29 protein-coding genes are annotated in these 24,671 nt (G+C 34.1%); 20 read left to right on the top strand and 9 right to left on the bottom strand.

Features of this window, described 5'->3' with window-relative positions; translation table 11 throughout:
• The first annotated feature begins 52 nt into the window (after nucleotides 1-52).
• The 12 genes from AC3WTI_RS26440 to AC3WTI_RS26385 all read left to right on the top strand — a co-directional run bounded on the left by AC3WTI_RS26440 (nucleotide 53) and on the right by AC3WTI_RS26385 (nucleotide 11,338).
• A complete protein-coding gene (locus AC3WTI_RS26440; RefSeq protein ID WP_166669203.1) occupies nucleotides 53-220 on the top strand; it encodes a hypothetical protein in 168 nt (55 codons plus the stop codon).
• Between the two features lie 346 nt (nucleotides 221-566).
• Nucleotides 567-1,526: a hypothetical protein gene (locus AC3WTI_RS26435; protein WP_097841509.1), complete on the top strand. Its 960-nt coding sequence runs from the start codon at nucleotides 567-569 to the stop codon at nucleotides 1,524-1,526.
• Complete coding sequence (locus AC3WTI_RS26430; RefSeq protein ID WP_087959416.1) at nucleotides 1,516-1,965, top strand: hypothetical protein; 450 nt, start codon at nucleotides 1,516-1,518, stop codon at nucleotides 1,963-1,965. Before AC3WTI_RS26435 ends, AC3WTI_RS26430 begins: the two co-directional genes overlap by 11 nt.
• Nucleotides 1,950-2,390, top strand: a complete 441-nt coding sequence (locus AC3WTI_RS26425) for a MauE/DoxX family redox-associated membrane protein (protein WP_072179817.1) — start codon at nucleotides 1,950-1,952, stop codon at nucleotides 2,388-2,390. Before AC3WTI_RS26430 ends, AC3WTI_RS26425 begins: the two co-directional genes overlap by 16 nt.
• Before the next feature lie 12 nt (nucleotides 2,391-2,402).
• Complete coding sequence (locus AC3WTI_RS26420; protein ID WP_087959417.1) at nucleotides 2,403-4,181, top strand: ABC transporter ATP-binding protein; 1,779 nt, start codon at nucleotides 2,403-2,405, stop codon at nucleotides 4,179-4,181.
• A 15-nt stretch (nucleotides 4,182-4,196) separates the two neighbouring features.
• Nucleotides 4,197-4,481, top strand: coding sequence for a PqqD family protein (locus AC3WTI_RS26415; protein WP_097841510.1), 285 nt, complete (start codon nucleotides 4,197-4,199; stop codon nucleotides 4,479-4,481).
• On the top strand, nucleotides 4,478-4,870 hold the full coding sequence (locus AC3WTI_RS26410; protein WP_052662131.1) for a lasso peptide biosynthesis B2 protein: 393 nt from the start codon (nucleotides 4,478-4,480) through the stop codon (nucleotides 4,868-4,870). Before AC3WTI_RS26415 ends, AC3WTI_RS26410 begins: the two co-directional genes overlap by 4 nt.
• Nucleotides 4,867-6,699: an asparagine synthetase B family protein gene (locus tag AC3WTI_RS26405; protein WP_087959419.1), complete on the top strand. Its 1,833-nt coding sequence runs from the start codon at nucleotides 4,867-4,869 to the stop codon at nucleotides 6,697-6,699. Before AC3WTI_RS26410 ends, AC3WTI_RS26405 begins: the two co-directional genes overlap by 4 nt.
• Nucleotides 6,700-6,808: 109 nt before the next feature.
• Entirely contained in the window at nucleotides 6,809-7,597 is a 789-nt protein-coding gene (locus AC3WTI_RS26400; protein WP_087959420.1) for an ABC transporter ATP-binding protein, read from the top strand.
• Entirely contained in the window at nucleotides 7,581-10,154 is a 2,574-nt protein-coding gene (locus AC3WTI_RS26395; RefSeq protein ID WP_087959421.1) for an FtsX-like permease family protein, read from the top strand. Before AC3WTI_RS26400 ends, AC3WTI_RS26395 begins: the two co-directional genes overlap by 17 nt.
• A gap of 253 nt (nucleotides 10,155-10,407) precedes the next feature.
• Nucleotides 10,408-11,010 carry a hypothetical protein gene (locus tag AC3WTI_RS26390; protein WP_097841511.1) on the top strand — a complete coding sequence of 201 codons (603 nt, stop codon included), beginning with the start codon at nucleotides 10,408-10,410 and terminating at the stop codon, nucleotides 11,008-11,010.
• 22 nt (nucleotides 11,011-11,032) lie between these two features.
• Complete coding sequence (locus tag AC3WTI_RS26385) at nucleotides 11,033-11,338, top strand: response regulator transcription factor (RefSeq protein ID WP_087959423.1); 306 nt, start codon at nucleotides 11,033-11,035, stop codon at nucleotides 11,336-11,338.
• A gap of 94 nt (nucleotides 11,339-11,432) precedes the next feature.
• On the opposite strand, the gene AC3WTI_RS26380 is transcribed toward AC3WTI_RS26385, so the two are convergent.
• Nucleotides 11,433-11,612, bottom strand: coding sequence for a hypothetical protein (locus AC3WTI_RS26380; protein ID WP_073516995.1), 180 nt, complete (start codon nucleotides 11,610-11,612; stop codon nucleotides 11,433-11,435).
• 141 nt (nucleotides 11,613-11,753) lie between these two features.
• Nucleotides 11,754-13,028, bottom strand: coding sequence for a helix-turn-helix domain-containing protein (locus tag AC3WTI_RS26375; protein WP_087959424.1), 1,275 nt, complete (start codon nucleotides 13,026-13,028; stop codon nucleotides 11,754-11,756).
• Between the two features lie 669 nt (nucleotides 13,029-13,697).
• Between AC3WTI_RS26375 and AC3WTI_RS26370 the strand changes: the two genes are divergently transcribed.
• Nucleotides 13,698-14,177, top strand: a complete 480-nt coding sequence (locus AC3WTI_RS26370) for a GNAT family N-acetyltransferase (RefSeq protein WP_087959425.1) — start codon at nucleotides 13,698-13,700, stop codon at nucleotides 14,175-14,177.
• Between the two features lie 23 nt (nucleotides 14,178-14,200).
• Here the strand turns inward: AC3WTI_RS26370 and AC3WTI_RS26365 are convergent, their stop codons facing one another.
• Nucleotides 14,201-14,692, bottom strand: a complete 492-nt coding sequence (locus tag AC3WTI_RS26365) for a phosphatidylglycerophosphatase A family protein (protein ID WP_087959426.1) — start codon at nucleotides 14,690-14,692, stop codon at nucleotides 14,201-14,203.
• Nucleotides 14,693-14,812: 120 nt separating this feature from the next.
• On the opposite strand from AC3WTI_RS26365, the gene yutH reads away from it, so the two are divergent.
• Nucleotides 14,813-15,814 (top strand): spore coat putative kinase YutH, encoded by a 1,002-nt coding sequence (gene yutH, locus AC3WTI_RS26360; RefSeq protein WP_087959427.1) that lies wholly within the window; start codon nucleotides 14,813-14,815, stop codon nucleotides 15,812-15,814.
• 58 nt (nucleotides 15,815-15,872) lie between these two features.
• Here the strand turns inward: yutH and AC3WTI_RS26355 are convergent, their stop codons facing one another.
• Both AC3WTI_RS26355 and AC3WTI_RS26350 read right to left on the bottom strand, forming a co-directional pair.
• On the bottom strand, nucleotides 15,873-16,088 hold the full coding sequence (locus tag AC3WTI_RS26355) for a carbonic anhydrase (RefSeq protein WP_097841512.1): 216 nt from the start codon (nucleotides 16,086-16,088) through the stop codon (nucleotides 15,873-15,875).
• A 548-nt stretch (nucleotides 16,089-16,636) separates the two neighbouring features.
• Nucleotides 16,637-16,873, bottom strand: a complete 237-nt coding sequence (locus AC3WTI_RS26350; RefSeq protein WP_000431159.1) for a NifU family protein — start codon at nucleotides 16,871-16,873, stop codon at nucleotides 16,637-16,639.
• A gap of 206 nt (nucleotides 16,874-17,079) precedes the next feature.
• On the opposite strand from AC3WTI_RS26350, the gene AC3WTI_RS26345 reads away from it, so the two are divergent.
• The 5 genes from AC3WTI_RS26345 to phnA all read left to right on the top strand — a co-directional run bounded on the left by AC3WTI_RS26345 (nucleotide 17,080) and on the right by phnA (nucleotide 20,711).
• Nucleotides 17,080-17,388, top strand: coding sequence for a YuzD family protein (locus AC3WTI_RS26345; RefSeq protein WP_000248590.1), 309 nt, complete (start codon nucleotides 17,080-17,082; stop codon nucleotides 17,386-17,388).
• A gap of 52 nt (nucleotides 17,389-17,440) precedes the next feature.
• The gene (locus AC3WTI_RS26340) at nucleotides 17,441-18,235 is read left to right on the top strand and encodes a nucleotidyltransferase domain-containing protein (RefSeq protein WP_142305885.1); all 795 of its coding nucleotides are present in this window, start codon (nucleotides 17,441-17,443) and stop codon (nucleotides 18,233-18,235) included.
• Nucleotides 18,236-18,332: 97 nt separating this feature from the next.
• Nucleotides 18,333-19,010, top strand: a complete 678-nt coding sequence (locus tag AC3WTI_RS26335; RefSeq protein ID WP_097841514.1) for a CPBP family intramembrane glutamic endopeptidase — start codon at nucleotides 18,333-18,335, stop codon at nucleotides 19,008-19,010.
• A 329-nt stretch (nucleotides 19,011-19,339) separates the two neighbouring features.
• Complete coding sequence (locus AC3WTI_RS26330) at nucleotides 19,340-20,134, top strand: DUF2628 domain-containing protein (protein WP_087959470.1); 795 nt, start codon at nucleotides 19,340-19,342, stop codon at nucleotides 20,132-20,134.
• A 235-nt stretch (nucleotides 20,135-20,369) separates the two neighbouring features.
• The gene (gene phnA, locus AC3WTI_RS26325; protein WP_000212737.1) at nucleotides 20,370-20,711 is read left to right on the top strand and encodes an alkylphosphonate utilization operon protein PhnA; all 342 of its coding nucleotides are present in this window, start codon (nucleotides 20,370-20,372) and stop codon (nucleotides 20,709-20,711) included.
• 146 nt (nucleotides 20,712-20,857) lie between these two features.
• Here the strand turns inward: phnA and AC3WTI_RS26320 are convergent, their stop codons facing one another.
• The 4 genes from AC3WTI_RS26320 to AC3WTI_RS26305 all read right to left on the bottom strand — a co-directional run bounded on the left by AC3WTI_RS26320 (nucleotide 20,858) and on the right by AC3WTI_RS26305 (nucleotide 23,827).
• On the bottom strand, nucleotides 20,858-21,655 hold the full coding sequence (locus AC3WTI_RS26320) for an ABC transporter permease (RefSeq protein ID WP_087959431.1): 798 nt from the start codon (nucleotides 21,653-21,655) through the stop codon (nucleotides 20,858-20,860).
• Nucleotides 21,639-22,298 (bottom strand): ABC transporter ATP-binding protein, encoded by a 660-nt coding sequence (locus AC3WTI_RS26315; RefSeq protein WP_097841515.1) that lies wholly within the window; start codon nucleotides 22,296-22,298, stop codon nucleotides 21,639-21,641. The genes AC3WTI_RS26320 and AC3WTI_RS26315 overlap by 17 nt, the downstream gene beginning before the upstream one ends.
• 54 nt (nucleotides 22,299-22,352) lie before the next feature.
• Nucleotides 22,353-22,526 (bottom strand): aspartyl-phosphate phosphatase Spo0E family protein, encoded by a 174-nt coding sequence (locus AC3WTI_RS26310; RefSeq protein WP_142286732.1) that lies wholly within the window; start codon nucleotides 22,524-22,526, stop codon nucleotides 22,353-22,355.
• A gap of 230 nt (nucleotides 22,527-22,756) precedes the next feature.
• On the bottom strand, nucleotides 22,757-23,827 hold the full coding sequence (locus AC3WTI_RS26305) for an NAD(P)/FAD-dependent oxidoreductase (protein ID WP_087959434.1): 1,071 nt from the start codon (nucleotides 23,825-23,827) through the stop codon (nucleotides 22,757-22,759).
• 352 nt (nucleotides 23,828-24,179) lie between these two features.
• Here AC3WTI_RS26305 and AC3WTI_RS26300 point away from each other — a divergent pair, with 352 nt between their 5' ends.
• Complete coding sequence (locus AC3WTI_RS26300) at nucleotides 24,180-24,419, top strand: YuzB family protein (RefSeq protein ID WP_000595025.1); 240 nt, start codon at nucleotides 24,180-24,182, stop codon at nucleotides 24,417-24,419.
• Nucleotides 24,420-24,671 lie beyond the last annotated feature (252 nt).

Raw genomic sequence — 24,671 nt, 5'->3', positions numbered from 1 at the left:
TAAAGTGAAAAAGTAAAAACGAAATAAAACTAAAAAAACGGAGGTAATGAAAATGAAAAAGAAATATGTAGCGCCAGAGGTAGTAGAGTTTGGGAATGCATCAGATATTGTAAAAGGCTGTGGGGGCTGGGGTTGTGAAGTATACTTACGCAACTGGTCATATAGAATGCAAGGTGGAAAGTGTGTAGATATCTATAAAGGAGAAGCGGGCGACTGCTAATCTAGTGTCTTAAAGATAACAGGGATAACAACAGGTTCTTTAAAAATTTAAATTAGTAAATTAGTCCTGTTGTTATCCTATTATTGTATGGTTTTAAGATGTGGATAAATTTTGTCTGAACTATTACATTTCGGGAGGACAGTGAAATTGAATAATTATATGAAATCTTCAATTAAAAGACTTGAAAATACATCAGATATTTTGATAGGGGATATTAAATTTAATGAAGAGTGTCATCTTATAAGTAAATTAAATCGTCCTAAGCCTTATATATATTGTCCATTAATGATGACAAACAAACAGGAAAAATATTGATTAATAAACATTGTGGTTAGGAGGGGGAAATATGTTTTATTATCGATTTTATGGCTTGAAAATTGCTAGTGAAGTTGCACTACCTGTAGGAGTAATCAATCATATTAATTCAGAAGAAGAAAAGGGGATTGATCTGTTCTTTAAGATCGATAAAGAACAGGTATTAGATTTACCATTTAAAGAGTTTGATGACTATGTTAATCAAGAGCACCATAGTAAACATACGTATGTAAATTGTTTAACTGGTAAATATGAAATCTTAGCAAATGGTAAGAGTGTGAACTTTATACGATTTTCCTATTGTAGTTCAGAACAGGATATAGCAGCTTGTTTTGTAGGGATTGTCCTACCCTACATATTACAAGTTAGAGGAATTGTTCCTATACATGCTAGTGGAATAACTCATGGAGAAGGGGCTTGGGGGTTTATGGCCGGTCCAGGGGTTGGGAAATCAACAATTCAAATTGCTCTAATGGAGAAGGGAATGCAATTCTTTACAGATGATGTGATGCCTCTTGATATAAGACATGATGTAGTTTTAGTTCATCCAGGTTATGCAGCTTTAAAATTGGATGAAAGTTCTATTTCGATTGCCTCACAACAAACATTCATTAACGAAGGCTCCCTCGCTGAAGGAGCAACGAAACAAGTATATTCATTAGGGGAAACTAATGCATGTAAAGATACAAAAAAATTAAAAGGATTATTTTTGCTTAAACCGCATAACGATTCTGTTGGTGATATTAAGGTAAAGCAATTACAAGGGCATGAGAAACTGATTCATATACTTGCTAATACATTTACTTTAGGAATTATTAATCCAGAAACGACAATCCAGTATATGAACATTTTTTCTTCTTCCATATTTAAAGAGATACCAGTATACAGTCTTGAATATCCAAAAGAGTTTTCATATTTAAATGAAGTGTGTGATCGAGTGATTCAAACAATAAAATTTGGAGATTTAGGTGGTGGTCATAGTGTTGCATGAATTTACAGATAGTATAGCAAACATGAATGCTATACCTGTTGGAGTAGTTTTCTTAGTTGTTGCAATTTTTTTAGGAAATAAATATTTTAAATATCAAAAAGTTGTAAATCAATTGGAAGAGTATGAAAAAACGAAAGTGAGAATAGATTCTGGAGAAAAAATGGTAGTTTTTATTATTGATTCATTTAAGTGTACTTCGTGCATGCAAATTTTTGCAAAGGTCAAAAATATTGTAGAGAAGGCAGGATTACCATTTGTAGCAATTGATTCTCGTTCACAACAAAGTTATGTATCACATTCGGATGTGCCTGCGTTACTTGTATTTCATGATGGACATAGTGTGAAGAACTTCGATCCAATGCAGGAGATACCAAAAACAGATTTAGAGCAATATGAATCTTTTATTAAAGAGGTGAAAAAAGAATGGAAGAATCTTTAAGTATTAGTTTGCAATATGCAATTCGTTTGTTGAGTTTAATAGGGGCGATTGTGTATTTTAGAAGCTCGATTGGAAAATTGAAGGATGTATATGCGTTTAAAGTAATTATTGAAGATTATAAAGTATTTCCAAAGTTTATGATTCCTTTTATAACAATAATAGTACCAGCTATTGAGGTTGCGGTAGTAGTAGGGCTTTTTATCGGTGGATCTAACATTTTTACTGCTGCTTTAATTGGTGCATGTATGCAATTTTGTTTTGCCTTGCTAATGGCGATCAAGGTTAATCAAGTACAACCGAATGGTTGTGGATGTTTTGGCCTTCACTCAGCAGAAAAAATCACAATGAAACATGTATCTCGAAATGTTGCGATGTTTGTGATGTTTGGTATTCTAGTTTTGTTTCCTGAAACTTATCTCGTTTAAGGAGAGACGTATATGTTTAAAAGAATGAAAATTCAGAAAGAAAATATTTACGCAGTGAAATGGATTGTAAAAACAATTTCTAAGGAATGGAAAACAGCTTTAATCGTTTTACTCTGTATCGGAGTTACGAGTTTACTTGGGCCGTTATCACCGCTCGTTTTAAAAGAGATAATCGATCATGGTTTGCAAGGAAATAGCAAATACTCTTTAACGGTACTTTTAATGGTTTTTGCGGTATTACCACTTTTATTTGGAATCGCGAATCTCTTATTACGGTACTTCTCAAGTTCCTTATCAGAGAAAACATCTAATATTTTACAGTTAGAAATGTATAACCGAGTGATGGATAAATCAATGAATTTCTTCATTAGTAATAAGAGCGGTCAAGTTTTGCAGCGTGTTTTACAAGAACCGGGAGAAGTGAATTCACATTTATCGACAATTACAACCCAATTTGCTTCGAAACTATTTTTACTAAGTACAACATTATTTACGATGTTTATGCTTAGTCCTAGTTTAACATTTACATCCTTGCTATTTGTTCCCTTAATTTTATTACCCAGTCCATTTTTCTCTCGTTGGACAGTACCTATAAATGTTAAATCATGGAATTATAGGGCGGAATCTATATCTAAAATTCAAGAAACAATGAATATGAATGGGATCTTTTTAATAAAGACGCTTGGAACACAAGAGACAGAACGAAACCATTTTAAAAAAATTATTACATCTATCTCGAAATATAACATTTTTAGCTCAACTCTTATGGAAGGAATGGGAGCATTGACTAGCTTTCTGGCTGTATTTGCACCTATAGCAGTATTTTGGGTAGCTAGCACAGAGGTTGCAAAAGGAGAAATTAGTATTGGAACGGTAGTGGCATTTTCTACTTACTTAGTGCAATTATCAGATCTAACACAAACATTGGCAGGTGTATGGACAAGAATACCTGTTTTTATGAAAGCATTAAAGCGGTTGTTGGAATTTAGAGATAGTGATGATGAAATAAAGTTTCCGGAAAAAGGATATGAGGGGAAAGAGATAAAAGGTGAAGTGCAATTTGATAATGTAGATTTTCGCTATGATGAGCAATCTAAAGTTTTGAATAATATGTCGTTTCAAATACAGGCCGGCCAAAAAATTGCACTTGTTGGAGAAAGTGGTGGAGGCAAAACGACTATAGCTAATTTGATGAGTAGGTTATGTGAACCTACTGCGGGTGAAATTTTGATTGATGGAGTTAATATTAAAAATTTTGATAGGGAAACTTTTACTCGGTTAATAAGCTATGTACCACAAGAACCATTCTTATTCCATATGTCTATTCGAGATAATATTGCTTATGGATGTGGAGATGTAACAGAAGAGGCAATTATGAATGCTGCTAAAAAGGCATATATCCATGACGCTATTATGGAAATGGAAGATCAGTATGACACGATCGTTGGAGAGAAGGGGTTTAGACTATCAACGGGACAAAAACAAAGAATAGCGATAGCGCGAATCTTTTTAAAGGATAGTAGAATTGTCATCTTGGATGAGGTTACAGCTTCGTTAGATGCCTTTTCGGAAAATGCAGTAAAGAAGGCAATTTTTAATATTTTAAAAGATAGAACGGCTATTATTATTGCACATCGTCTTTCAACGATTACGGAATGTGACAATATCTTTTTACTAGATCAAGGAACAATATATGAGCAAGGAGATTTTGATACATTGATGCAAATAGAAGGGAAATTTAAAGCCCTTTATAACAGTCAAAACGAGAGACATACTATAAAAGTAGGATAATGAGGAGGAAAAAGAATGAATATAACATATGTGAAGAAAGATAGTGTAGTTTTTACTGAAGTAGATGGAGAGGCTGTATTATTAGATACGAAAGCAGGCACATATTTTGGACTCGATGAAATGGGATCTTTTGTTTGGAGACAAATTGAGAATAAGTTAAATGGGGATGAGATCATTGAATTAGTAAAAAATAATTATGAAATAGATAGCTCGCAGCTAGACATTATAAAAAATGATATTGGTAGCTTTTTAAGTAAATTAGAAGAGAAATCATTAGTCTATCAAGGTGATCAAAAATGATGAAATATATCCAGATTATTTATGAAACGTTATTAGTAAATTATTATCTGAAAAAATATGAGTTTGGTTATATAACCGAATTATACGGTTCGAAATATGGACAATTAAACCAAGAAGGGGACATGGAGAAAGAGAAGTTAACACGATTATTAAACAAAATTGATAAAGTATGCTTTTGGTTTTTCGGAAATGCCCAATGTTTACATCGTTCCTTAATAGGTTTTAAGTTAGTACGTAAATGGGGACTCCCTGCTGAATTAGTAATAGGGGTTAAAAAGTTTCCTTTTGGCTCACACGCTTGGTTAGAACATGATGGATCAGTTGTAAATGATATACAGACTGTAAAAGAATCTTATATTGAGGTACTAAGAATAGGAGGCCAAAAATGAGCGGAATTACTGGTGTGTATTATAAAGAAAAACTCATCCCAGATCGGGCTGCTGTATTGCGTATGATAAATGAAAACTTAACAAGAGGGAATGACTATGTACAAGTATATGTAGAAGAACAAATTGGCTTTGGCTTTAATGCGCTTAATTTAACAACTGAATCAATGAGAGAACGGCAACCCTTTTCTAAAGAAGGGATAACGATTATGGCCGATGTAAGGCTAGATCGTAGAGAACGATTAGTTAATGAATTTAATCAAAGTGGTATGCATTCTTCCATTCAAGAAACAGATGTGGAGCTGCTATGGAAGGCGTATAGAAAATGGGGAATCGACTTTCCAAAATATATTTATGGAGAATTCTCCTTTGCTATATGGGATGCCAATGTAAAAAGATTACTTTGTGGCCGAGATTATTTAGGATTTAGACCATTGTTTTATAAATGGAATGGTAAAAACCTAGAGTTTTCTAGCATGTTAGAAGGTCTTATATATGGTACAAATCATTCATTGAAATGGGACAGAGAATATTTTATTGAATACATTACAGAACAAGGATTTGTTAGAACAGATAAGACTCCGTATGAGGGAGTTAAGAGACTGCCAGCAGCACATATTTTAATCCTGCAGGAGGGACGTTTAGAAGTAAAAAAATATTGGGATATTGAGCAAATTAAGGATATTGAATATTCGGACTCTGAAATTTATGAAGAACGTTTTCGTGAAATTTTTTTCCAATCCGTGAAAGATTGTATGCGATCGAACTCACCAGTATCAGTTGCTATGAGTGGTGGACTAGATTCAACGAGTATTTTCTCAGCTGGACAGTTACTAAACGAAAAAAATAACAAAACAGAATTTTTCCCTGTCTCCCTTGTTTTCGATAAATACGCCTCAGACGATGAAAGGAAGTATATTGAATTAATAAATCAAAAATACAATGTTCGCTCACGTGAAATTGTAGCAGATGATTTATGGAGTTTTAAAAACTTCCCATATGATGCACCATCTACAGCGGAGCCATTTGTCAATGCTTCTACTTTTGGAGTACAAGAAAGTTTATATGCGAAAGCAAAGGAAGCAAATTCAAATATAATGTTAACTGGAGCTGGGGGAGATGAAGTACTTTCTGGAAGTAACTTAGTAATTTCTGATTATATTTGGAATTTTAAATGGGGCAAGGCAATTAGAGATGTAAAACAATTAGCGTATTTAAGGGAAGAGCCATTCTTTAAAAATCTTCTTCAATATGGAATCCATCCATTGTTCAAAAAAGTACAGATGAATGCTAGCCCTTGGCTAGCGAAAGATATTCAAGATGCTATGACGGTTAAGGGGATTGCACGGGGAAGACTAGCAAGAGGGAAACAAGAAAATCAAATCACAACGAATATTACTCCTTTTATCGATCAATATATCGCAGCTCCACTAGGAATGGAGGCAAGACATCCGTTTCTTGATAGGGAATTAGTAGAATTCTTAATTGCTATACCAATGGAGCAAAAATTACAAGGATCTATTAAAAAATTAATATTAAAAAATGCTATGAAAGAAATACTACCAGAACCAATTCGAAAGCGAATTGATAAAACAGCTCACTACTCTGTAATTTATTCTGGTTTACAACGTGAATGGCCAGAAATGGCTAAAGCATATAGTAAAGGATATTTAGCGGATCTCGGATTGGTTGATCATGAGGGATTCAAAAAAGATCTTCATTTATGGAGACAAGGAGAAACCAATAACGTTGACTACTTGTGGACAATTGCAACATTAGAGTTATGGTTTTATAGATTAGAAAATAAGAAACCTAAAAAGTTGCATGGTTAAAAATTTTCTGTATAAAGTTGAGAAAGTATTTAATTCATATATTCTTATTATTTAAAAATGTATATTGTTAGTAGAGAGAGAAAAAATCTAAGGCGAAGGGGTATATGATATGAACATTATTGAGATTGAAGGACTAGAAAAATCATTTGACCTTGGTGATAGTGAAACAAAAGTTTTAAAGGGAATAGATTTTCACATTCAAAAAGGTGACTTTGTTTGTATTATGGGGGCGAGTGGATCTGGTAAAACGACATTGTTGCAGTTACTTGGAGGATTAGATTTACCAACTAAGGGTAACATTCGGATAGAAAATACAGAAATATCATCATTAAAAGAAAAAGAGCTTGCGCTATTTCGGAGACATAAAATTGGCTTTATTTTTCAACAGTTTAATCTAATTCCGGTTTTTAATGCGGAAGAAAATGTTGGTTTACCATTATTATTAGATAATGTATCTCAAAAAAAAGCAACAGTTACAGCAAAGCGTTTACTTGAGATTGTCGGTTTAAAGGGAAAAGAAAAATATCTTCCATCTCAGCTATCAGGTGGCCAGCAGCAACGTATTGCAATTGCAAGAGCTTTTGCGAATGAGCCAGCTATTATATTAGCCGATGAACCAACAGGTGCCTTAGATTCTGAAAATAGCAAAAATATTATCGCTGCTTTGCGAAATGCTTGTGATGAGTTAGGGCAAACCGCTGTTGTTGTTACACATGATCCGTTTGTTGCTGCTCATGCAGATAAGGTGATTTTCTTATTAGATGGTCAGATTATTTATGAACATGCGGAAAGTAAGGGGTGGAAATTCCGGAATATCTCTCAACAAGTTGCTCGTATTCAAGAAATTATGAATACGCACTTTAAGGTAGGAGGTAGGGACGATGCATTGGGCAATTAAGTATGCAGCGAAATCAATTAAACAAAATTGGTTAAGAAATATGTTAATTGCACTTGGAGCGGCTCTAGGTGTTATGTTGGCAACTATGCTATTGCTTGGAAATCAATCTGTGGAGCAAACAGTTCATCAACAAGTAGTAAGCCGTTATGGTGATTATGATATGCAATTTGGGTATGTGAAAAATGATGCATACTTAAATGATGGGGAATTAAAAAAAATCGATAGTTTAGAAAACGCTGTAAAGATATCAAAAATATTAATTCCATATCCAATGCCAAACCAGCAAGAGCTTACTGGAAAACCATCGTATTGGGGAGTTGAAAAAGATTCTCCGGACATGCTTTCTTATAAATTGGCAGAAGGAAGATATCCAGAACAAGGCGCAGAAGTTGCTATTACAAAAGGGTATGCTGAACGGGAACATATAAAGGTAGGAGAGGACATAAAGTTACCATTTCCTCCGCACGGTGAAAAATTAGTTAAGGTTGTTGGGATATTAAATCCTCCAGCGATGGCAGCGATGGGACATAGTGCTTATTTCCCAATTCGTTGGCTACAAGACGAATTGCAGTTAAACGGAAAGTTCAATCTTGTCCAAATAAAAGTGTTTGATTCAAGTGTAAAAGGGATAATAGCCTCTGATTTAAATAAGAAGCTAGAAGATGTGAAAATTGATCAACGTACATATGTAGATAAGGCATTTGAGCGATTAAACGTCATGAAGCCATTAATATTTAGCCTTGGTGGAATAGCATTATTCGTTGTAGCACTTTTAATTATGGGAAGCTTTTTCTTATCCGTTCGTAGTAGATTTAAGCAATGGGCACTTCTACGAGCGCTTGGCAGTAATCCGAACCAAGTTATTATGGTTGTACTGTTAGAAGCATTATTTATCGGAGGAATTGGTTCTTTAGCAGGGGTAATTTTAGGGGCTTCTACGCATCAAATTACCGCATCCTTTATAAATCAATGGGTGAATGCTGAAAGTACAGGGAACGAAGTATTTGCTATCTCTGGGACGGTCTTATTTATTACCTTTGTCTTAGGAATGATTATGTCAGTAGTAGGAGCAATCATTCCGGCGTTTATGGTAAGGAAGATTCCACCAGTTCAAGCATTAAGACCTGGACTTCCAAGTGATCAAAAGAAGGAAAGAAAGTGGAGTATAGTTAGTGTTTGTATTTTATTCATTGGTACGTTAATTGGTCTGGGGGGATCGTTTGTTGAGGAATATATAGGGTTTAATCCTAGTGCAATTGGAGCAATCTTTTTTGCAATTGGTTTATTGTTTACAATACCTTTGTTTATTCGCTTACTTACTCCGATTGTTTCTAAACCGTTTCAAGCTATATTTCGTGTTGAAACGGCCATTAGTAGCCGAAATGTAGTACGCTATCGTCAAAAAGCTGCTGTTTCAGTTGCAATATTGGCATTTGGATTTATGCTGTCTCTTGTAGGTACAATGTACGTGAATTCTATGTATGAAGGTATGAAGCAAGGACTAGAGAAGAATTTGCCAGCAGATTTAGTAATTCGTGTTCCTGTTGAAGTACAGGAAACAGAATCATTACCTTTCAGCTGGTTATCTAAGGTTCAAAAAGTTAATGGTATAAAAGAAAGTGTAGGAATAGCTCCAGATTCTACATCTAAGTTAGTTGACTATAACTTTAAAAAGGCAAATCAAGAGTGGTATGAGTTTATGAAAACTCGTAAATTTGATTATGAATTAATGGAAGTTGCAGGAGTAGATATTGTAGCATTTCAAAAAATTACGAAAATGAATGTTGTATCTGGAAGAGAATTAAGTACTCCATTAAAAAATGGAGAAGGCGTTGTTACAAAAGAAACTGCTAAAAATTTGGGGATTAGGCTGAATGAGAAAATTTCTATACAAGCAAAGGGGAAACAAGTACAGCAGATAAAAATTGTTTCGATTATTGAAAAGGATTTACGTCTAAAGGGATCATATGTATTTGTAAACGAGCAATGGGCTCAGAGTGAATTTAATCTAAAAGGATATGAATCTATTCAAGTAATGACTGATTCGAAGGTTCCTTTTGAGAAAATAAAAGAAGAAGTAAAGAGCATTACAAGTGGAAGAGATAATGTAGAAGTAATTAATAGTAATGATCTTTTACAAGAACAACAACAATTGTTGTCACAAATGGTTACTTTAATTCGCTTATTAGTAGGTATTATTTTTGTTATCTCAGGAATAGGTTTAATGAATGCAATTGTAGCAAGTCTACATGAAAGACGTGCTGAAATTAGCATGATTCGTGCAGTAGGTGCAATACCGAAGCAAATGAGAAGAATTGTATGGTTGGAAGGAACGCTACTTGGAGCTATAGCAGGAGTTATTGGAATTGGAGGGGGGCTAATTTTTAGTTATATTGTTTTATCAGGACTAGAATTAACTACCTTTATTATTCCGTATGAGCAAATTATTTTCCTTGCTATTGCAAGTATTTTACTTGGAGCAGGTGCAGCAAGTATAGCAGCATTCCAACTTCGTCAATTTAAATTAAGCGATACGTTAAAAGAATTATCTGCATAAAAAGAGTTAATAATATTTTGTTCAGACCGTATTTTAAATACGGTCTTTTTTATTTTTGTAAATTTGTAAAGCATAGGTTAAAGCGATTAGAAGTAAAGAGGAAATATTACTACATGCAGCATATTATTAGTTAAATTTGCTCTGTAAATCCTTAATTTATTTCCATTTTTTTTATTGTATTTAACTTCTATTAATTAACCAACAAAAAGCGATAAATTGAAGTTAGAAAATGAATAGCGGGGGTGAAAAAATAATGGGGAAGAACGAAATAAAAGTACGTATAAAAGAAATTGTTCCAAAAATTATTGGGGCAGAACAATTTTCTCAAAAAAGAAAATGCGGAATATCGTATAACATTTTAAAAACGAATGAAGATCTAAGTGTAGTGAATTTTGAAAGACAATTTAATATCCATATTAATGTATTGGTTCAATTGCTATATGGGGTTTTTAAAAAGGTAGATTTTCAAAAAACGTTAATAGTTCCTACAATTGTAATTTTAGATTCTTTAACTGTTACGAATGTAAATGAGCCTGGAGTATATATCGTTGACTTTGAGGGAGAGAAACTGGTTCGTATTGATGACGTTAAAAATTTAGAGAGAGAAAAAAATCATAACGCTTCATTAGCGATTGGTTACGCTATACAGTTAAATAATCTAGTACATGTTAGTCCGGAAGATATAGATAGGAGAATAGAAGAAGAGCTTATGTATATGATTCATAGAATGAATGAATTGTTAAACATTCACGGTGAATTAACATGCGATTTTGAAGAGAATACTATAAAAGAATCTGAATTATATCAGTATAATTTATCAGCGATTTTTTTATATCAATGGATTATAAATAAATAATATAATAAGAGGAGAATGAATGATGAATCCAATATTGAGTGAAAAAGAAAAAGAGGTAGCTATTCTGGTATCTAAAGGTATGAAGGATAAGGATATTGCTAAAACATTGTATATTAGCCGAAGACGAGTTGGCGAAATTATAGCAACTATTAAAGAAAAGTGGAATATTCATCATCGTGTGGAAATTGGGATTTGGGTATATTACCACGGATGGATTACGATAAATAAAGTTAATGAAGTACATGATGATTCTGGTATATATGCAAAAGCAATAAATCGCATTCCGTTATTTAAACATACTGGGGGATTAATAAAAAAACTTACTTGATTTATAAATCAAGTAAGTTTTTTTATTTTAAATGCATACTTTAGAGCAAAATAAGGCCTCCTTTATTATAAGGAGGCCTGTTGAAGTATAGATGTTAAATTGTATGAGGTTTTGAAATTTCAGTTGGAACAGCGGGAGAATGAGGCTTTGGTTGTAGTTCTGCTAAATGAAGTGTTTTTGTATGTGTTGTTGTTGAGTGACTTGAAAAGTTGTATGAGCTAATACAAAGTAATCCAATCAATAAAAACATGATACAAGCTTTAATTTTTAACATTTTCTCTACCCCTTTGAGTTGTTTTGTTAATTAAAATATAAATCAAAGGGGTAGTTAAAAAGAATAAGTAAAAATTAGTTAAATTTAAATGCATTATTTACATAAAAAATAGCCTTTATTTTACAAAGTAATTTAATAGAGTTATTTTATATCAATGCAACAATTTAAAGCCGTTTTATAATATTTAGCAGATTGTTTATATGCCCTAATGTCGTAATAATAATCTCCCAATTCGGTAGCCAGTTGTTTTGTACGAACATATTGGTTTTTATCTATACCTAACTGAATTGTATTTTGCATTTCTTTTTCGTAACTATAGTAATCACCACGAGTCTTAAGTATTTGTGCTTTGTACATATAAATTTCAACTTGTATTGAGGAAATATCATAAGTTTCAACAATTTGTAGAGCAGTTGACATATATTTATCTACTTGCTCCCATTCTTTTAATTCTAAATAAATTTCAATGAGACTTCTCAAAGCATATATTTTATCCATATGTTGATGTAAGCTTTCATTTATCTCAAGTGTATTATTAAAATGGTAAATAGCTTTTTCGTATTCTTTTAGCCCTTGGAATACTCTTCCATAATTATATTCAACCATCGCTAATAGATTAGGATCATTGAGAGGTTTTATGTATTCCTCAGCTCTTTTTAAATATTTTAATGATTCTTCGTAGTTTTCGTCTAAATGATATTGAACGCATATTGTTATAAGAGTTTCTGTTATTCTTGAAGGGATATTCAATTTTTGATAAATATTATAAGCTTTTTTTGAATATGTTAAGCTGACAGATTGACTATTAATAATACGTTGTTTTACTAAGCTCATATTGTAGTATAAGTCGGCGCGTTGTAGGGTTTCTTCAGAAGTCAATAATTTATCAGCTTGTACATAATGCTCATTTGCCTTAAGGAAATCTTGTATATAGTAAAAATAATTTCCACATGCTATGTAATAATATAAAAAATCGGAAGCGAATTGATTATTTGGACGACTTGGTATTAAATTTGTAGAATGATTGTAAATCGTTTGAGCTTTTTTAATTGATTCAGAGCGGACATAATAATGAACTAAGACACCGAAAATTTTTAAAAGTATAGAAGTTGGATGCATTTCGCGTGCATGTAGTTCTAAAATAGCAACTTCATTTTCGGCTAATTCTTTTGTCTCTTTGTAGCGATCCGCAATATCAGATATGGTCTCTTCTGCACTATGCATATTTACCTTGATAAGGTGATTTACATCTATATCAAGTTTTTTTGCAACTTTTTGCAGGAAAGATTGAGAGGGCTTTATTTGACCATTTTCAATTCTGCTTAAATATGTAATAGAACATATGCCCTTCACTAGTTCTCCTTGTGTCATTTCACGATGTATTCGAATTTGTCGTATTCTTTCACCTAGTTTCAAAATGCCACCTCTGTTTCATGCTTTATACTATTTTAATTTCATAAATATAGGTTTATCCTAAAAAATGGATATAATTAATATAATAATCAAGAAATACAAATATATAAAGTGTTTATTAGCAAAAAAAAAGTTTTTCAACCTTTAATTACATGTAAAGTGATGTATTTTTTGTATTCACACTCCGCTCATACAAAGTACAAAGAAAACAAATAAAATGATAACAATACCAATGCCGAAGTTAAATAAGAGAGTACTATCCATACTATGTAACCTCCTGATTTGAAAGTAAAAAGCACTCTAGCCAAGAGTGCTTTTTTATTTTGAGTCTGCTTCAAAACTTTAGAAAAAGGATTCATGCATGTAAAGAGTTACATTATTTTATGTGTTTATACTTTGAAATGAGTAAGTCCTTGTGAGATATAAAAAAAAGACACTCTTTTGAGTGTCTTTAACGATGACAAAATGTGCCAATTGCTTGAGTTTGATAAGGCGCTAATATCCGTTTTAACGCCTTTTCTTTGATCAAGAAGTGTAGCAACAGCGATTCAAATAAATTGTACCACTTGTTTAATGGCTGTGCGTATGTAATTCTGCATATTGCAATTAGAGGGAAATGAGGCAAGAAAAATGAATGAGTATATATAGAATATTCGATTAGGAGAGATAAGGATGGATATACATAAGTTAACGGTAGAAGAAGCAAATGAGATAAATACGTGGATGTACGAAGAACCTTATAATTTGTATGATTTTTCAGGTGAGAAAGAAGTAATAGAAGAATTATTAGATGGAACGTATTATGGCTGTTGTAACGATAATGGGGAGTTTATCGGCTATTTTTGTTTTGGAGCAAATGCACAAGTGCCAGGTGGAAGAGATGCAAATTTATATGGTGGAGAAGATGTAATTGATATCGGACTTGGCATGAAGCCAGCGTTAACAGGGAAAGGGCTGGGGAAAATGTTTTTTCAAGCTGGGATAGCCTTTGCTGCAAAAGAATATAAGCCGAAAACATTCCGGCTTAGTGTAGCAACATTTAATACAAGAGCAATTACGCTATATAAAAACATAGGTTTTCAGCAGGGTCCTATTTTTCTGAGCCGTGGAAGAGAATTTATGCTTATGGAATACGAAAGACCGTCAGTATGAAACTGACGGTCTTTCATATTTCATTATTCCGAATGCTCAGCTCTATGCGCTAAGCGGCTTGAAGCAGCGGCAGCAATTCCGCCAACGATATCATCAAGGAATGTATGCACTTTTCCAGATGATTTATCATTTAAGTATTCTAAAATACCAGGTTTTAATTTATCGATATATCCAAAGTTCGTGAAACCGATAGAGCCGTACACATTAACGATAGAAAGTGCGATTACTTCATCAATTCCGTATAAGCCTTCATCACGTTTTACGATATCTTGTAATGGCTCACTTAACATTCCTTTTTCAGCAAGAACATCGAGTTCGATACCTGTAATTAGTGCATTTTGTACTTCACGTTTTGATAACACACGCTCAACGTTATAACGGCATTCTGACATCTCTAAATTTGGATGATATTTTTTTTGAAGAAAATGAACAAGCTCAGCAATATCGTCAATTGTTACACCGCGCTCTTGTAATAGTTGTAATGCTCTTTCTTGTAGTTGATTTGATTCTTTCATGTTTATCACCTTTTTTTCTTTTTAGTATTTGTATACGTTTCGTTGCTTTATCATGTGCATAGGAATGAAAGGCGAGCACAAGCTCATATATATAAAGAAAAACCATAGGTGGCGACTGCGATGATTCATCATATTTATGAGCATTATCACATGCATGTTAAAGAATTAATCCCCCTTGGCCCCTATAAAAGCTTTTGGATTCGCAACAAAATTTATGTACTTGTTCCAATTGGAGAAATGGAGGAAGAAGTACTTGTAGAGATGAAAAAGCTCAGTGACTATATGAACCAGCAAGGGGATATAACTGTAGCGACTTTCGTTCCGACTATACACGGCTACTATGTATGTGAGATAGAAGAACAAAATTACTGCTTATTAAAAGGTATGCGTGCATTAGAACGACATGCTACATCATTAGGAAGTGAGCTTTCTATATTCCATAAAAGAGGTGCATTCTTTCCAGAAGAGATCGAGCAATTAAGCCGTATTGGTGAATGGAAGGCGTTATGGGAAAAAAGGCTCGATCAATTAGAAAAGTTTTGGCAATCACAAGTGATGAACCACCCTACAGACGTATTCGATCAATTGTTTATTGAATCCTTCCCGTATTACTTAGGAGTTGCAGAAAATGCGATTCAATATGTTGTCGATACAGAGCTGGATGATACGCCGCAACTAACTGATGCAGCAACAATTTGCCAAGAACGATTCACACCCTTATTATGGCATCAAACGAAGCGCCTCAAACTTCCTTTTGATTGGGTGTATGATCACCCAACTCGAGATATGGCAGAATTAATCCGCTATATGATGATAGAAAAAAAGAAAGGATGGGAGCAAACAATCGTTCAATTTGTTACAGATTACGAACGAAATTATTCGTTATCCTCATTTGGTTGGCGCTTATTATTTGCAAGGCTCCTGTTCCCACTTCACTATTTCGAAACAGTCGAACGGTATTACCAAACGGGAAACGAAGAACAAAAAAGCATATATAGAGATCGCTTAGAAGCCATTTTACACGATGTGAACCGCTCAGAGCAATTTATGAAGCACTTTTATGGATCACTTCGTTTACCTGTCGATAAATTAGGCATTAGGAAATTAGATTGGCTGTCTTAAAATGAAAAAAGAGACCGAGTGAGGTCTCTTTTTTCATATTACAATTGTATGTAATACATTATGCCCCTACCTGTTGATCTGCATGTATATTTAAAATGAATTGATGTCTTTCGATCTTTTCATTTACTTTACTCAATAATTCTTGCTGGATTTCTTTAAATAAAAATTGATAGCTTGCATTCCATGTCGGTATAACGGATGAAAGATCTAATAAATACTCTTTTTTCTTTTCTAGTTCTTGAATTGTTAAAAAAGTGTTTCCCATTCTTGGCATGTGTCGTCCCCCTATGTTTTTTTCTGTATATGTGTGAACGATTCTATATTATTAATTATCTCACTTTTTGAGAAGGATTTCCAATTTTGTTTTATGATGTTAAAGGGGAAGTGTTGTTTGAATAAAAAAAGAGACCCATTTGGGTCTCTTTCTAGGAAGCGATGCCGCTTCCGCTTTTAATTAATATCCAGCTCCAGCGGCTAAAATGTTCGGTGGCTTCGCTTCTTCCGCCGAGGCAAAAAGCGCCTCTATGTCAGAAGCTCCATCCCCCTCACATTTTGAACGAGCCGCTTCCGCTTTTATTAATATCCAGCTCCAGCGGCTAAAATGTTCGGTGGCTTCGCTTCTTCCGCCGAGGCAAAAAGCGCCTCTATGTCAGAAGCTCCATCCCCCTCACATTTTGAACGAGCCGCTTCCGCTTTTATTAATATCCAGCTCCAGCGGCTAGAACAGTCGGCTATTTCGCGCCTTCCTGTGAGGCAAAAAGCGCCTCGCAGGAAGGAGCTCCAATGACCTCCTGTTCTGAACGAGCCGCTTCCGCTTTTAGATTAAAATACTTGTTCTACTTCAATAACGCCTGGTACTTCTTCTAGTAATGCGCGTTCGATACCAGCTTTTAGTGTGATTGTAGAACTTGGGCAGCTTCCGCAAGCACCCATAAGGCGTAATTTTACGATACCTTCTTCAATGTCTACTAATTCAACGTCTCCGCCATCGCGAAGTAAGAATGGACGTAATTTATCTAATACTTCTAGTACTTGTTCTTGCATATGTGGGTTTTCCATTTTTATCGACTCCTTTCATCAGTTTTATTATAATCAAGATAGAGGGGAAAATCTATTTTTTCTGTTCTTGTTTTAATGTCGAAATTTTTTATCATATTTACAACATGTTTTTTCAGTATAGGGGTATGGAATAAGTTTGTAAAATGATGTGCTTATGTACTAAGACATCTGAATATACTGTTGAAACAAGAAGTGGGGGAGAAGAAATGGTTAATGTGCAAGTGTATGGGACGAAAGTAATTTGTGCGAGCTGCGTTGGAATGCCATCTTCAACAGAAACGTTTGAGTGGTTACAAGCGGCGATTGGTCGTAAATATGAAGGACAAGAAAATAAATTTAATTTCGAGTATATTGATTTTCAAGAAGAACAAGAAGATGAAGATAAAAAAGCATTTGCAGAGCGCGTAGTGGAAGAAGATTTATTTTATCCAGTCGTTCTTGTAAATGGAGAAATTGTTGGAGAAGGAAATCCTCGTTTGAAGGATGTTTACGAAGAAATCGAGAAATATTTATAAAGCAGGAAGCCTTTGCGAATTTGCAAAGGCTTTTTTTATTGGAGGGATAGATGTGAAAAATGGAGTGAAGCATGCGTTACCAACGGAAGTACAACAGTTAATGGAGCGGTACACAATAGAATTAAAAGAAATTTTTTTAGATGAAAAAATAGTCGGGATATATATTTACGGGTCCATCGCACTCGGTGCATTTCATGCAGAAACGAGCGATGTTGATTTTGTTACGGTAATAAGTGATTCCGTGAATGAAGCTGAAAAACAGCAACTTGTCGAGCTTCATAAGAAACTTAGTAATAGTACGTTAGGAAAAAGAATGGACGGTATGTATATTCCGCTTGCTGATTTAGGGAAATACAATGATGAAATGAATGAGTACGTGTATTGTGCAGATGGTAAAGCGGATGTAGGTTATTGGGATATTAATGCGGTCACATGGTGGACATTGAAAAATCAAGGTATTACAGTTACCGGGAAAGAAGCTGAAGATATTCCGTTTCAAATAAGATGGAATGATGTAGTAAATACGATGAAATACAACGTAGAACAGTACTGGAGTGAAAAGGCGAAGCAGCCATATTTATTTTTTATAGAAGAGTGGGTAGAATCAGCTGTCGTTACGATGGGCCGTATTTTATACACACTAGATCATAAAACGATCGTTTCAAAAGATAGTGGATTGCAATACTTGTTAGAACGTTCAGGGGAAGAATGGGAGCTTTTATTACAAGAAGTAGCGAGAATACGTCAGCATCCAAAAGAAAAGCGAATGCTTTCAAGGTGGAGAAGGGCAGATATGACGAGGAAGTACTTACTGCATTTAATTGAAACATGTAGAGAGAAATGGTAGGGAAAAAACCGATGATACAGTAAATTGTATCGTCGGTTTTTGTGTTAAAAATGGTATATAATGGTTTAAAAGGTTTAATTATACTGGAGGGGATAGGGTGAATACAGAATTAGCTACATATGAAAAAAAGAATGTAGTAATGAGTATGCGCGAAGTAATTAGCATGATAGTAATTATTTTTGGGGTCATGCATGGAATTGGTTTTTTAAACATTATATATGACTCTTCCTTATATCCATGGTATGTAGATCATCTTATTCCACCTTTAACATTTCTTACTATTATTTTAATATACTCACCAGCAAGAAATTATTGTGTGCAGTTAGTAAAATCAATACAGTTCAATAATTTTAATCATTATGTAACAATAGTAATGACGATGATCGTACTGCTTATATATCTTGCGGTATTAAATTTAGTTTTACCACATGGGCTTGGTGTGGATGAATCTAATATAGTAATAGAGCCTACTAAAAGTGAAATCATTTTATACGTAGTTGTACTCACTGTTTTTACACCGATTTGGGAAGAGCTTGTATTCCGAGGTATGTTTTTTATGAAATTATCTCAGCGCTTTTCTACACGTAGTAGTGCTGTTATAAGTGCTGCTATATTTACTTTAGGTCATCCCCTTACGGTAGGTAGTGTTTTATATATTTTTGGTATGGGTGTATGTTTAGCCTACACATATAAGAAAACAAATAATTTACTCGTTCCAATTGGAATTCATGTAATAAATAATGCATTTTATTTATTATTGAATTTTCAACTGTAAAAAGACGCCCTTTTGAAAAGGGCGTCTTTCCTATTTTGTAGTAAGTAGAAAGGGATTTACAAGCATTGTGTAGAGGCAAGGTAATACAAAATATAAATAGTTTCATGTGAAACATTTTTATTATCAAATATGTAAAATGTTTAACTTAGTGTATTAAACCTATCATTCATAAGTATTTTAATATATTAAAAAGTAAAATGGAATAATTAACGGGTAATTGTAGGAATATATTCGATTTCTGTTCATTTTTATGAAATATATGTACTTTTTGTTAGATTCCTTCTTTTTCTTTCTATAAAATACATGTATGTAGAAGGAAGAAAAGGATGATGTACGTGAAGGAAACTGTTTTACAAGAAACAATTTCTCCGCAACAGTTACATACAGTCGTTCAAAAGAATACGGCGTATTATGACTTTAAGTGGGGAAAAGTAGAAAATCCAGCGCAAGGGAATACGTGGAATTGGGTAGCCTTTTTCTTCCCACCTTTTTGGTTAGCTTATCGTAAAATGTATAAGTTGTTTATTATACTTATGTTATTATCGGTTCCTAGTATACTTATATCGCCTTTTATAGACATTCCAGATGGGATTTTTTTATCAATTAGTTTAGTTTTTCAATTTGGAATGATGATATTTACTGGATGGCAAGGAAACCGTTTATATTATAAGCATGCTGTCCGTATTTTACATAAGGGAGAAAATATGCCTGATCATGAGAAGGCATATTACCTACAATCAAAGGGTGGCGCTAGTTTTGCTCGCATGATTGGTTTACAAGTTATAGTGACGATAGTATTTGGTGGAGCTATGTTTGGACTTTCCCTTTTATCAACTGAGCCGAACATTAAAAATGTTGTTCGTTCAAGTGATGAAGGATTTACTTTAGAGATTATGACGGATAATCCAACGTGGAAGCTTGTAAAGAAAGAAAAAGATTATGACGTAGTAGAATTTACTGGTTATGATTATACAGAGAAGAAAAACGTGAAAATTAAATTTGATGTTTACTTCAGTGAAGACTATTTTGAATGGCAAGAAGTATATGAGAATAATAAGAAGTTAAGTGAAGAAGAGTTAGAAGAGTATCAATTTTACATTGAAGAAAATAGTTGGGGTTTCTAGTGAGAACTCATTCCTTTTGAAAAGAAGAATCTTGTGAAGGTTCTTCTTTTTTACTTAGAAACACCATACGAATTAAAATTTTGTAAAATACAATAAAAAATGAGAATTTGAGGTAGGCTTGTCAATAACGTGAGACTATGGCACTATAAAGAAATGCTGTACAAATTTTATTTATCGAGATGTAAACATCAATTTTGATTTTTACGTATAAATAATGAACGGAGGAAATGAATTTATGGCTACTTTACCAAATTGTCCAAAATGTAATTCAGAATATACGTATGAGGATGGCGTTCTTTTCGTATGTCCAGAATGTGCTCATGAGTGGGGCCAAGAAGCAGAAGCTGAAAATAATGATGGTGCAAAAGTTGTAAAAGATGCGAACGGAAACGTTCTGCAAGACGGCGATGCTGTTACTGTTATTAAAGATTTAAAAGTAAAAGGAACTTCTTCAGTTGTGAAGATCGGTACGAAAGTAAAGAGTATCCGTCTAGTTGATGGCGATCACGATATTGATTGCAAAATCGACGGTTTCGGAGCGATGAAGTTAAAATCACAATTCGTTAAGAAGGCGTAAGTAATAAAAAAAAGAGGAGGCGAGTAGCCTCCTCTTTTTTATTGTCATTTTTTATCGGTAAGTCGATATTCCTTGTCGAATCGTTGATATATTTTGAGTTACGATAGATATATTCGAAAAATCGTCGATATAATTCCATTTACCATTTACCGTGCACCATAATCAACTTCTTTCAACTGACACCGCTTATTAAAGAAGGTCTTATACCCAATCTGTAAGAAGATAATGACAGCGAAAGCGGTACTGCCTGAGATACCAAGTATGATGGCAATTTGATATTGGATGGCTGTAAATGGTGATACGCCAGATAAGATTTGTCCTGTCATCATGCCTGGTAGGCTTATAATCCCCATTCCGACCATAGAGTTGATTGTTGGTAAAATAGCAGAGTCAAAAGCGTCGCGTATGAGCGGGGCAACGGCTTCTTTCGGTGTTGCGCCGAGCATAAGTGCTCCTTCAATTTGACCTCTTTGCGATTTCATATTGTTTAAGAACGTATTTGCACCGAGAGAAACACCAGTCATCGCATTTCCGACTAACATTCCCGTAATAGGAACGATATATTGCGGCGCGTACCAAGGGTCGTGTCCGATAATAACAAAGATAAATAATAGAAGTGGCCCAATTGATCCGGCAACCATGGAAAGAGCGGCTACTCGTTTTAAGTCTTTTGACATTGGGATGTTAACTCGTTTATAAATATTAAAAATTGCAAAGGTAGTAATAGAAGTAATGAGAGCAATTGTATAAAATGGATTACTATTTTCAAATACGTATGTAAGGACATATGCAACGAGTACGAGCTGAATCGTCATACGGAATGTTGCGAGCGCAATTTGTTTTTCGCGTGGTATTCCTTTTAATTTTACAAGTCCAATTAATATAAGAATGAAAATATATGCAGCGGCAAGTTGCCAAATTTGGAGTTCAATAACGCCCTTCAAATGAGAGCACTTCCTTTCTAGTTGCACCGTTTGTTTTACTAATCTCAATAATATCGTCTGCAATTTCGTCTGGAAGTTGTTGTGAGTGTGTGATGAAGATAACTGTTTTGTTCTTTTCTCTTGCTAGCATAGTAAATTGTTTCATAACGCGGCGTTCTGTATCGCTATCTAGTGCCGATGTTGGTTCATCTAATAAATATACAGGTGGATCCATAAGTACGATACGTGCAAAAGCAAGTCGTTGTTTTTCCCCGCCTGATAAGGAAGCAGCGTTGTCTTCTAAATTTTTTTCTAAGCTAACAGTCGTTAATGCACTTTGCAGGGCATCATCATTTGGAAATGGTTTTTCGGAAAGACGAAGTCCCATTAATAGATTGTCTTTAATCGTTCCATCAAAAATAGGTGGCGTTTGCCCAAGCATGACTACGTCACGTCGTAATTGAATAGGGGGATAGTCGGAAATTAATTTTCCGTTATATTCAATTGTACCGGATGTTGGAGATTGCAAATCATTTAGCATGCGGAGCAATGTACTTTTTCCACTCCCACTCTCACCGATAATACATGTGATTTTTTCTTTTTGAATCTGTAAATAAGGAATGTGTAGTATATCTTTATATGTAACGTCTTTTAATATAAACATAAATGGCTCCTTTCTGATTCTAGTTCTATCGTATCAAAAAAGAGAAGGTAACGGTTATAAAGAGCAACGTTTTTTCTTCGTCTTGAGTTCTATTAATAAGTTAAGTAAACGATCTAATTCTTGGCTGAAAGAAATTACTTTATGATGAGTGAATCCATATTGTTCAACGAGATGAATCAACTCTTTCTTCTTCGCTTCTATTCGATCGTTTAGTTTCGTTAAGTTCATAAGTGAAATGGAATGCCTCCTATAAAAGTATTTACAACATAAAAAATAAGACCGAATGAATTCGGTCTTAAAGGAAATAAAACAACTTATAAATAGCATACACTGTTTATCGATAGTTTTTAATATAAAAATGAAAAATAAATCATTATTCATATTGAGAAAGATGTGTCTGATAATTATATTGTAACGAATAAAAGAGGCTGCCTACTTAGTAGACAACCTGTAAAGTATTAACCCTTATGATACTTGTACATCCAAAGAAGTCCGGATTTTAATAATCTCGGTACACGTCCCATTAATGGTTGGTTTGCTAGTAAACCGAAGCCGTGCTTCTTTCCAAGAGAGCCGAGAACACCTTTTAATTTAATAACAGGTAGTTCGTCAGGGAGTGGTTCATTATTCCAACGTTTTAATAATATTTGGACAATTTGTTCTCCTTGACCTTCAGCAAGTTGGGCAGATGGAGCATGTGGAAGTGCTGCGCAATCTCCTACAACATAAACGTGCTCGTTATTTGGAATATTGTGATATTTTGTTAAAACAACCCGTCCGCTACCATCTTGTTCAACTGGAAGGTTTCGAACAACTTCATTTGCTTGAATACCAGCTGTCCAGACGATTGCATCACATTCAAGTGGTTCATCGTGGTTGTACACAATATTTGGTTCTACTTTTGTAATGTTAGAGTTTCGTATAATAGTAACTTTATGTTTTACGAACCATTCTTCTACATATTTACTTAATCTTTCTGGATATGGGAATAGAATTCTATCTTTTCGATCAAATAAATAGATTTTTAAATCAGAACGACTCTCGCGAAGTTCACTTGCAACTTCAACGCCGCTTAATCCAGCACCAACGACAGCTACTGTTGCATTTGGTTCTAGACTATTTAATTGTTCATATGTCTTACGTGTTTGTTCAATCGATTGTAGGCTATGCGTATATTCCTTCGCCCCAGGAACGTTATGATATTTATCCTCACAGCCCAGACCGATGATTAAATCATCATATGGGATCGCTTCACCGCCATCGAGATGAACAGCTTTTTCTTCGAGATCAATATTTGTTATTGTGCCGTATTGAATATTGAGGCGTGGGTGCTCAGGAAACGGTATACGAATATGCGTTTCTGAAATAGTACCCGCAACTAATGCATAATATTCAGTTTTGAAGCAATGGTATGGTACTTTGTCGATTAATGTCACTTGTACATCATCTGGAAGTTGGTTACTTGGAAGTAGCCGCTGTAGAATTCTCATTCCCCCGTAGCCGCCACCCAGTATTACGAGGTGTTTCATGATGGATTACCCCTTTTCTGTTGAAATATCCCCTAATCACACAATTTTATATTAATAAAATATTTTGACTTTACTCAATCAAATTATATCGAATTTGTGAACAAATAACAATGCATGAATGAATACTCTGTTGTACAATAAGAAGAAAAGTAGAGTAAACTGTTTTCATTTTTTAGTTACCATTTCATCGGAAATAGCATGTTATATAAAATAAAACCATCTACTTTGAAGTGAAATAGTGAAGTAACTAAATAGTTTGGAATGTATAACAAAAACAACAAGAAACAGCTTAGTTTTCTTCTTATAGATGAAGTCAGAAAGTAATTTGTTTTGTAGTACAGGGGGGAGAATTTTGATTAAACCATTAATTGAATTTTGTGTAGGTAACCTTGCAAGTGGTTCACAAGCAGCTTTAGAGAAATTAGAAAAAGATCCGAATTTAGATGTAATGGAGTATGGTTGTTTAGGATATTGTGGTATTTGTTTTGAAGGACCGTTTGCACTTGTAAATGGTGAAGTAGTACAAGGTGCTACAGTAGAAGAACTGGTCAATAATGTATATGATTATTTGGATGAAAATCCAATGTTTTAAGGTGTTGCAATCGGCAGCACCTTTTTCTTTTTCTATTAGATAAAATTTTATCCCGCTTTAATGGGCAGTAAGAGCCCCACCTCAAAATTCAGCGAAAGCAAAGAAGTTAGGTGGGTGATCAACTGCCCCTAAAAGTCCGATTGGTTCAACTAATAATCAGTTTGGGATGAAGAAAATCCCCACTGATTAAAGTTTCACTTTATTTCGCAGGGGAGAATAATGTTGTATATAAATAAAAAAAGGCCCTTTTAG

The organism is Bacillus sp. EB106-02-03-XG38 (genome assembly GCF_058792175.1).
Note: the sequence above shows the minus strand (reverse complement) of the source record. Positions and strands in the feature narration are given on the sequence as shown.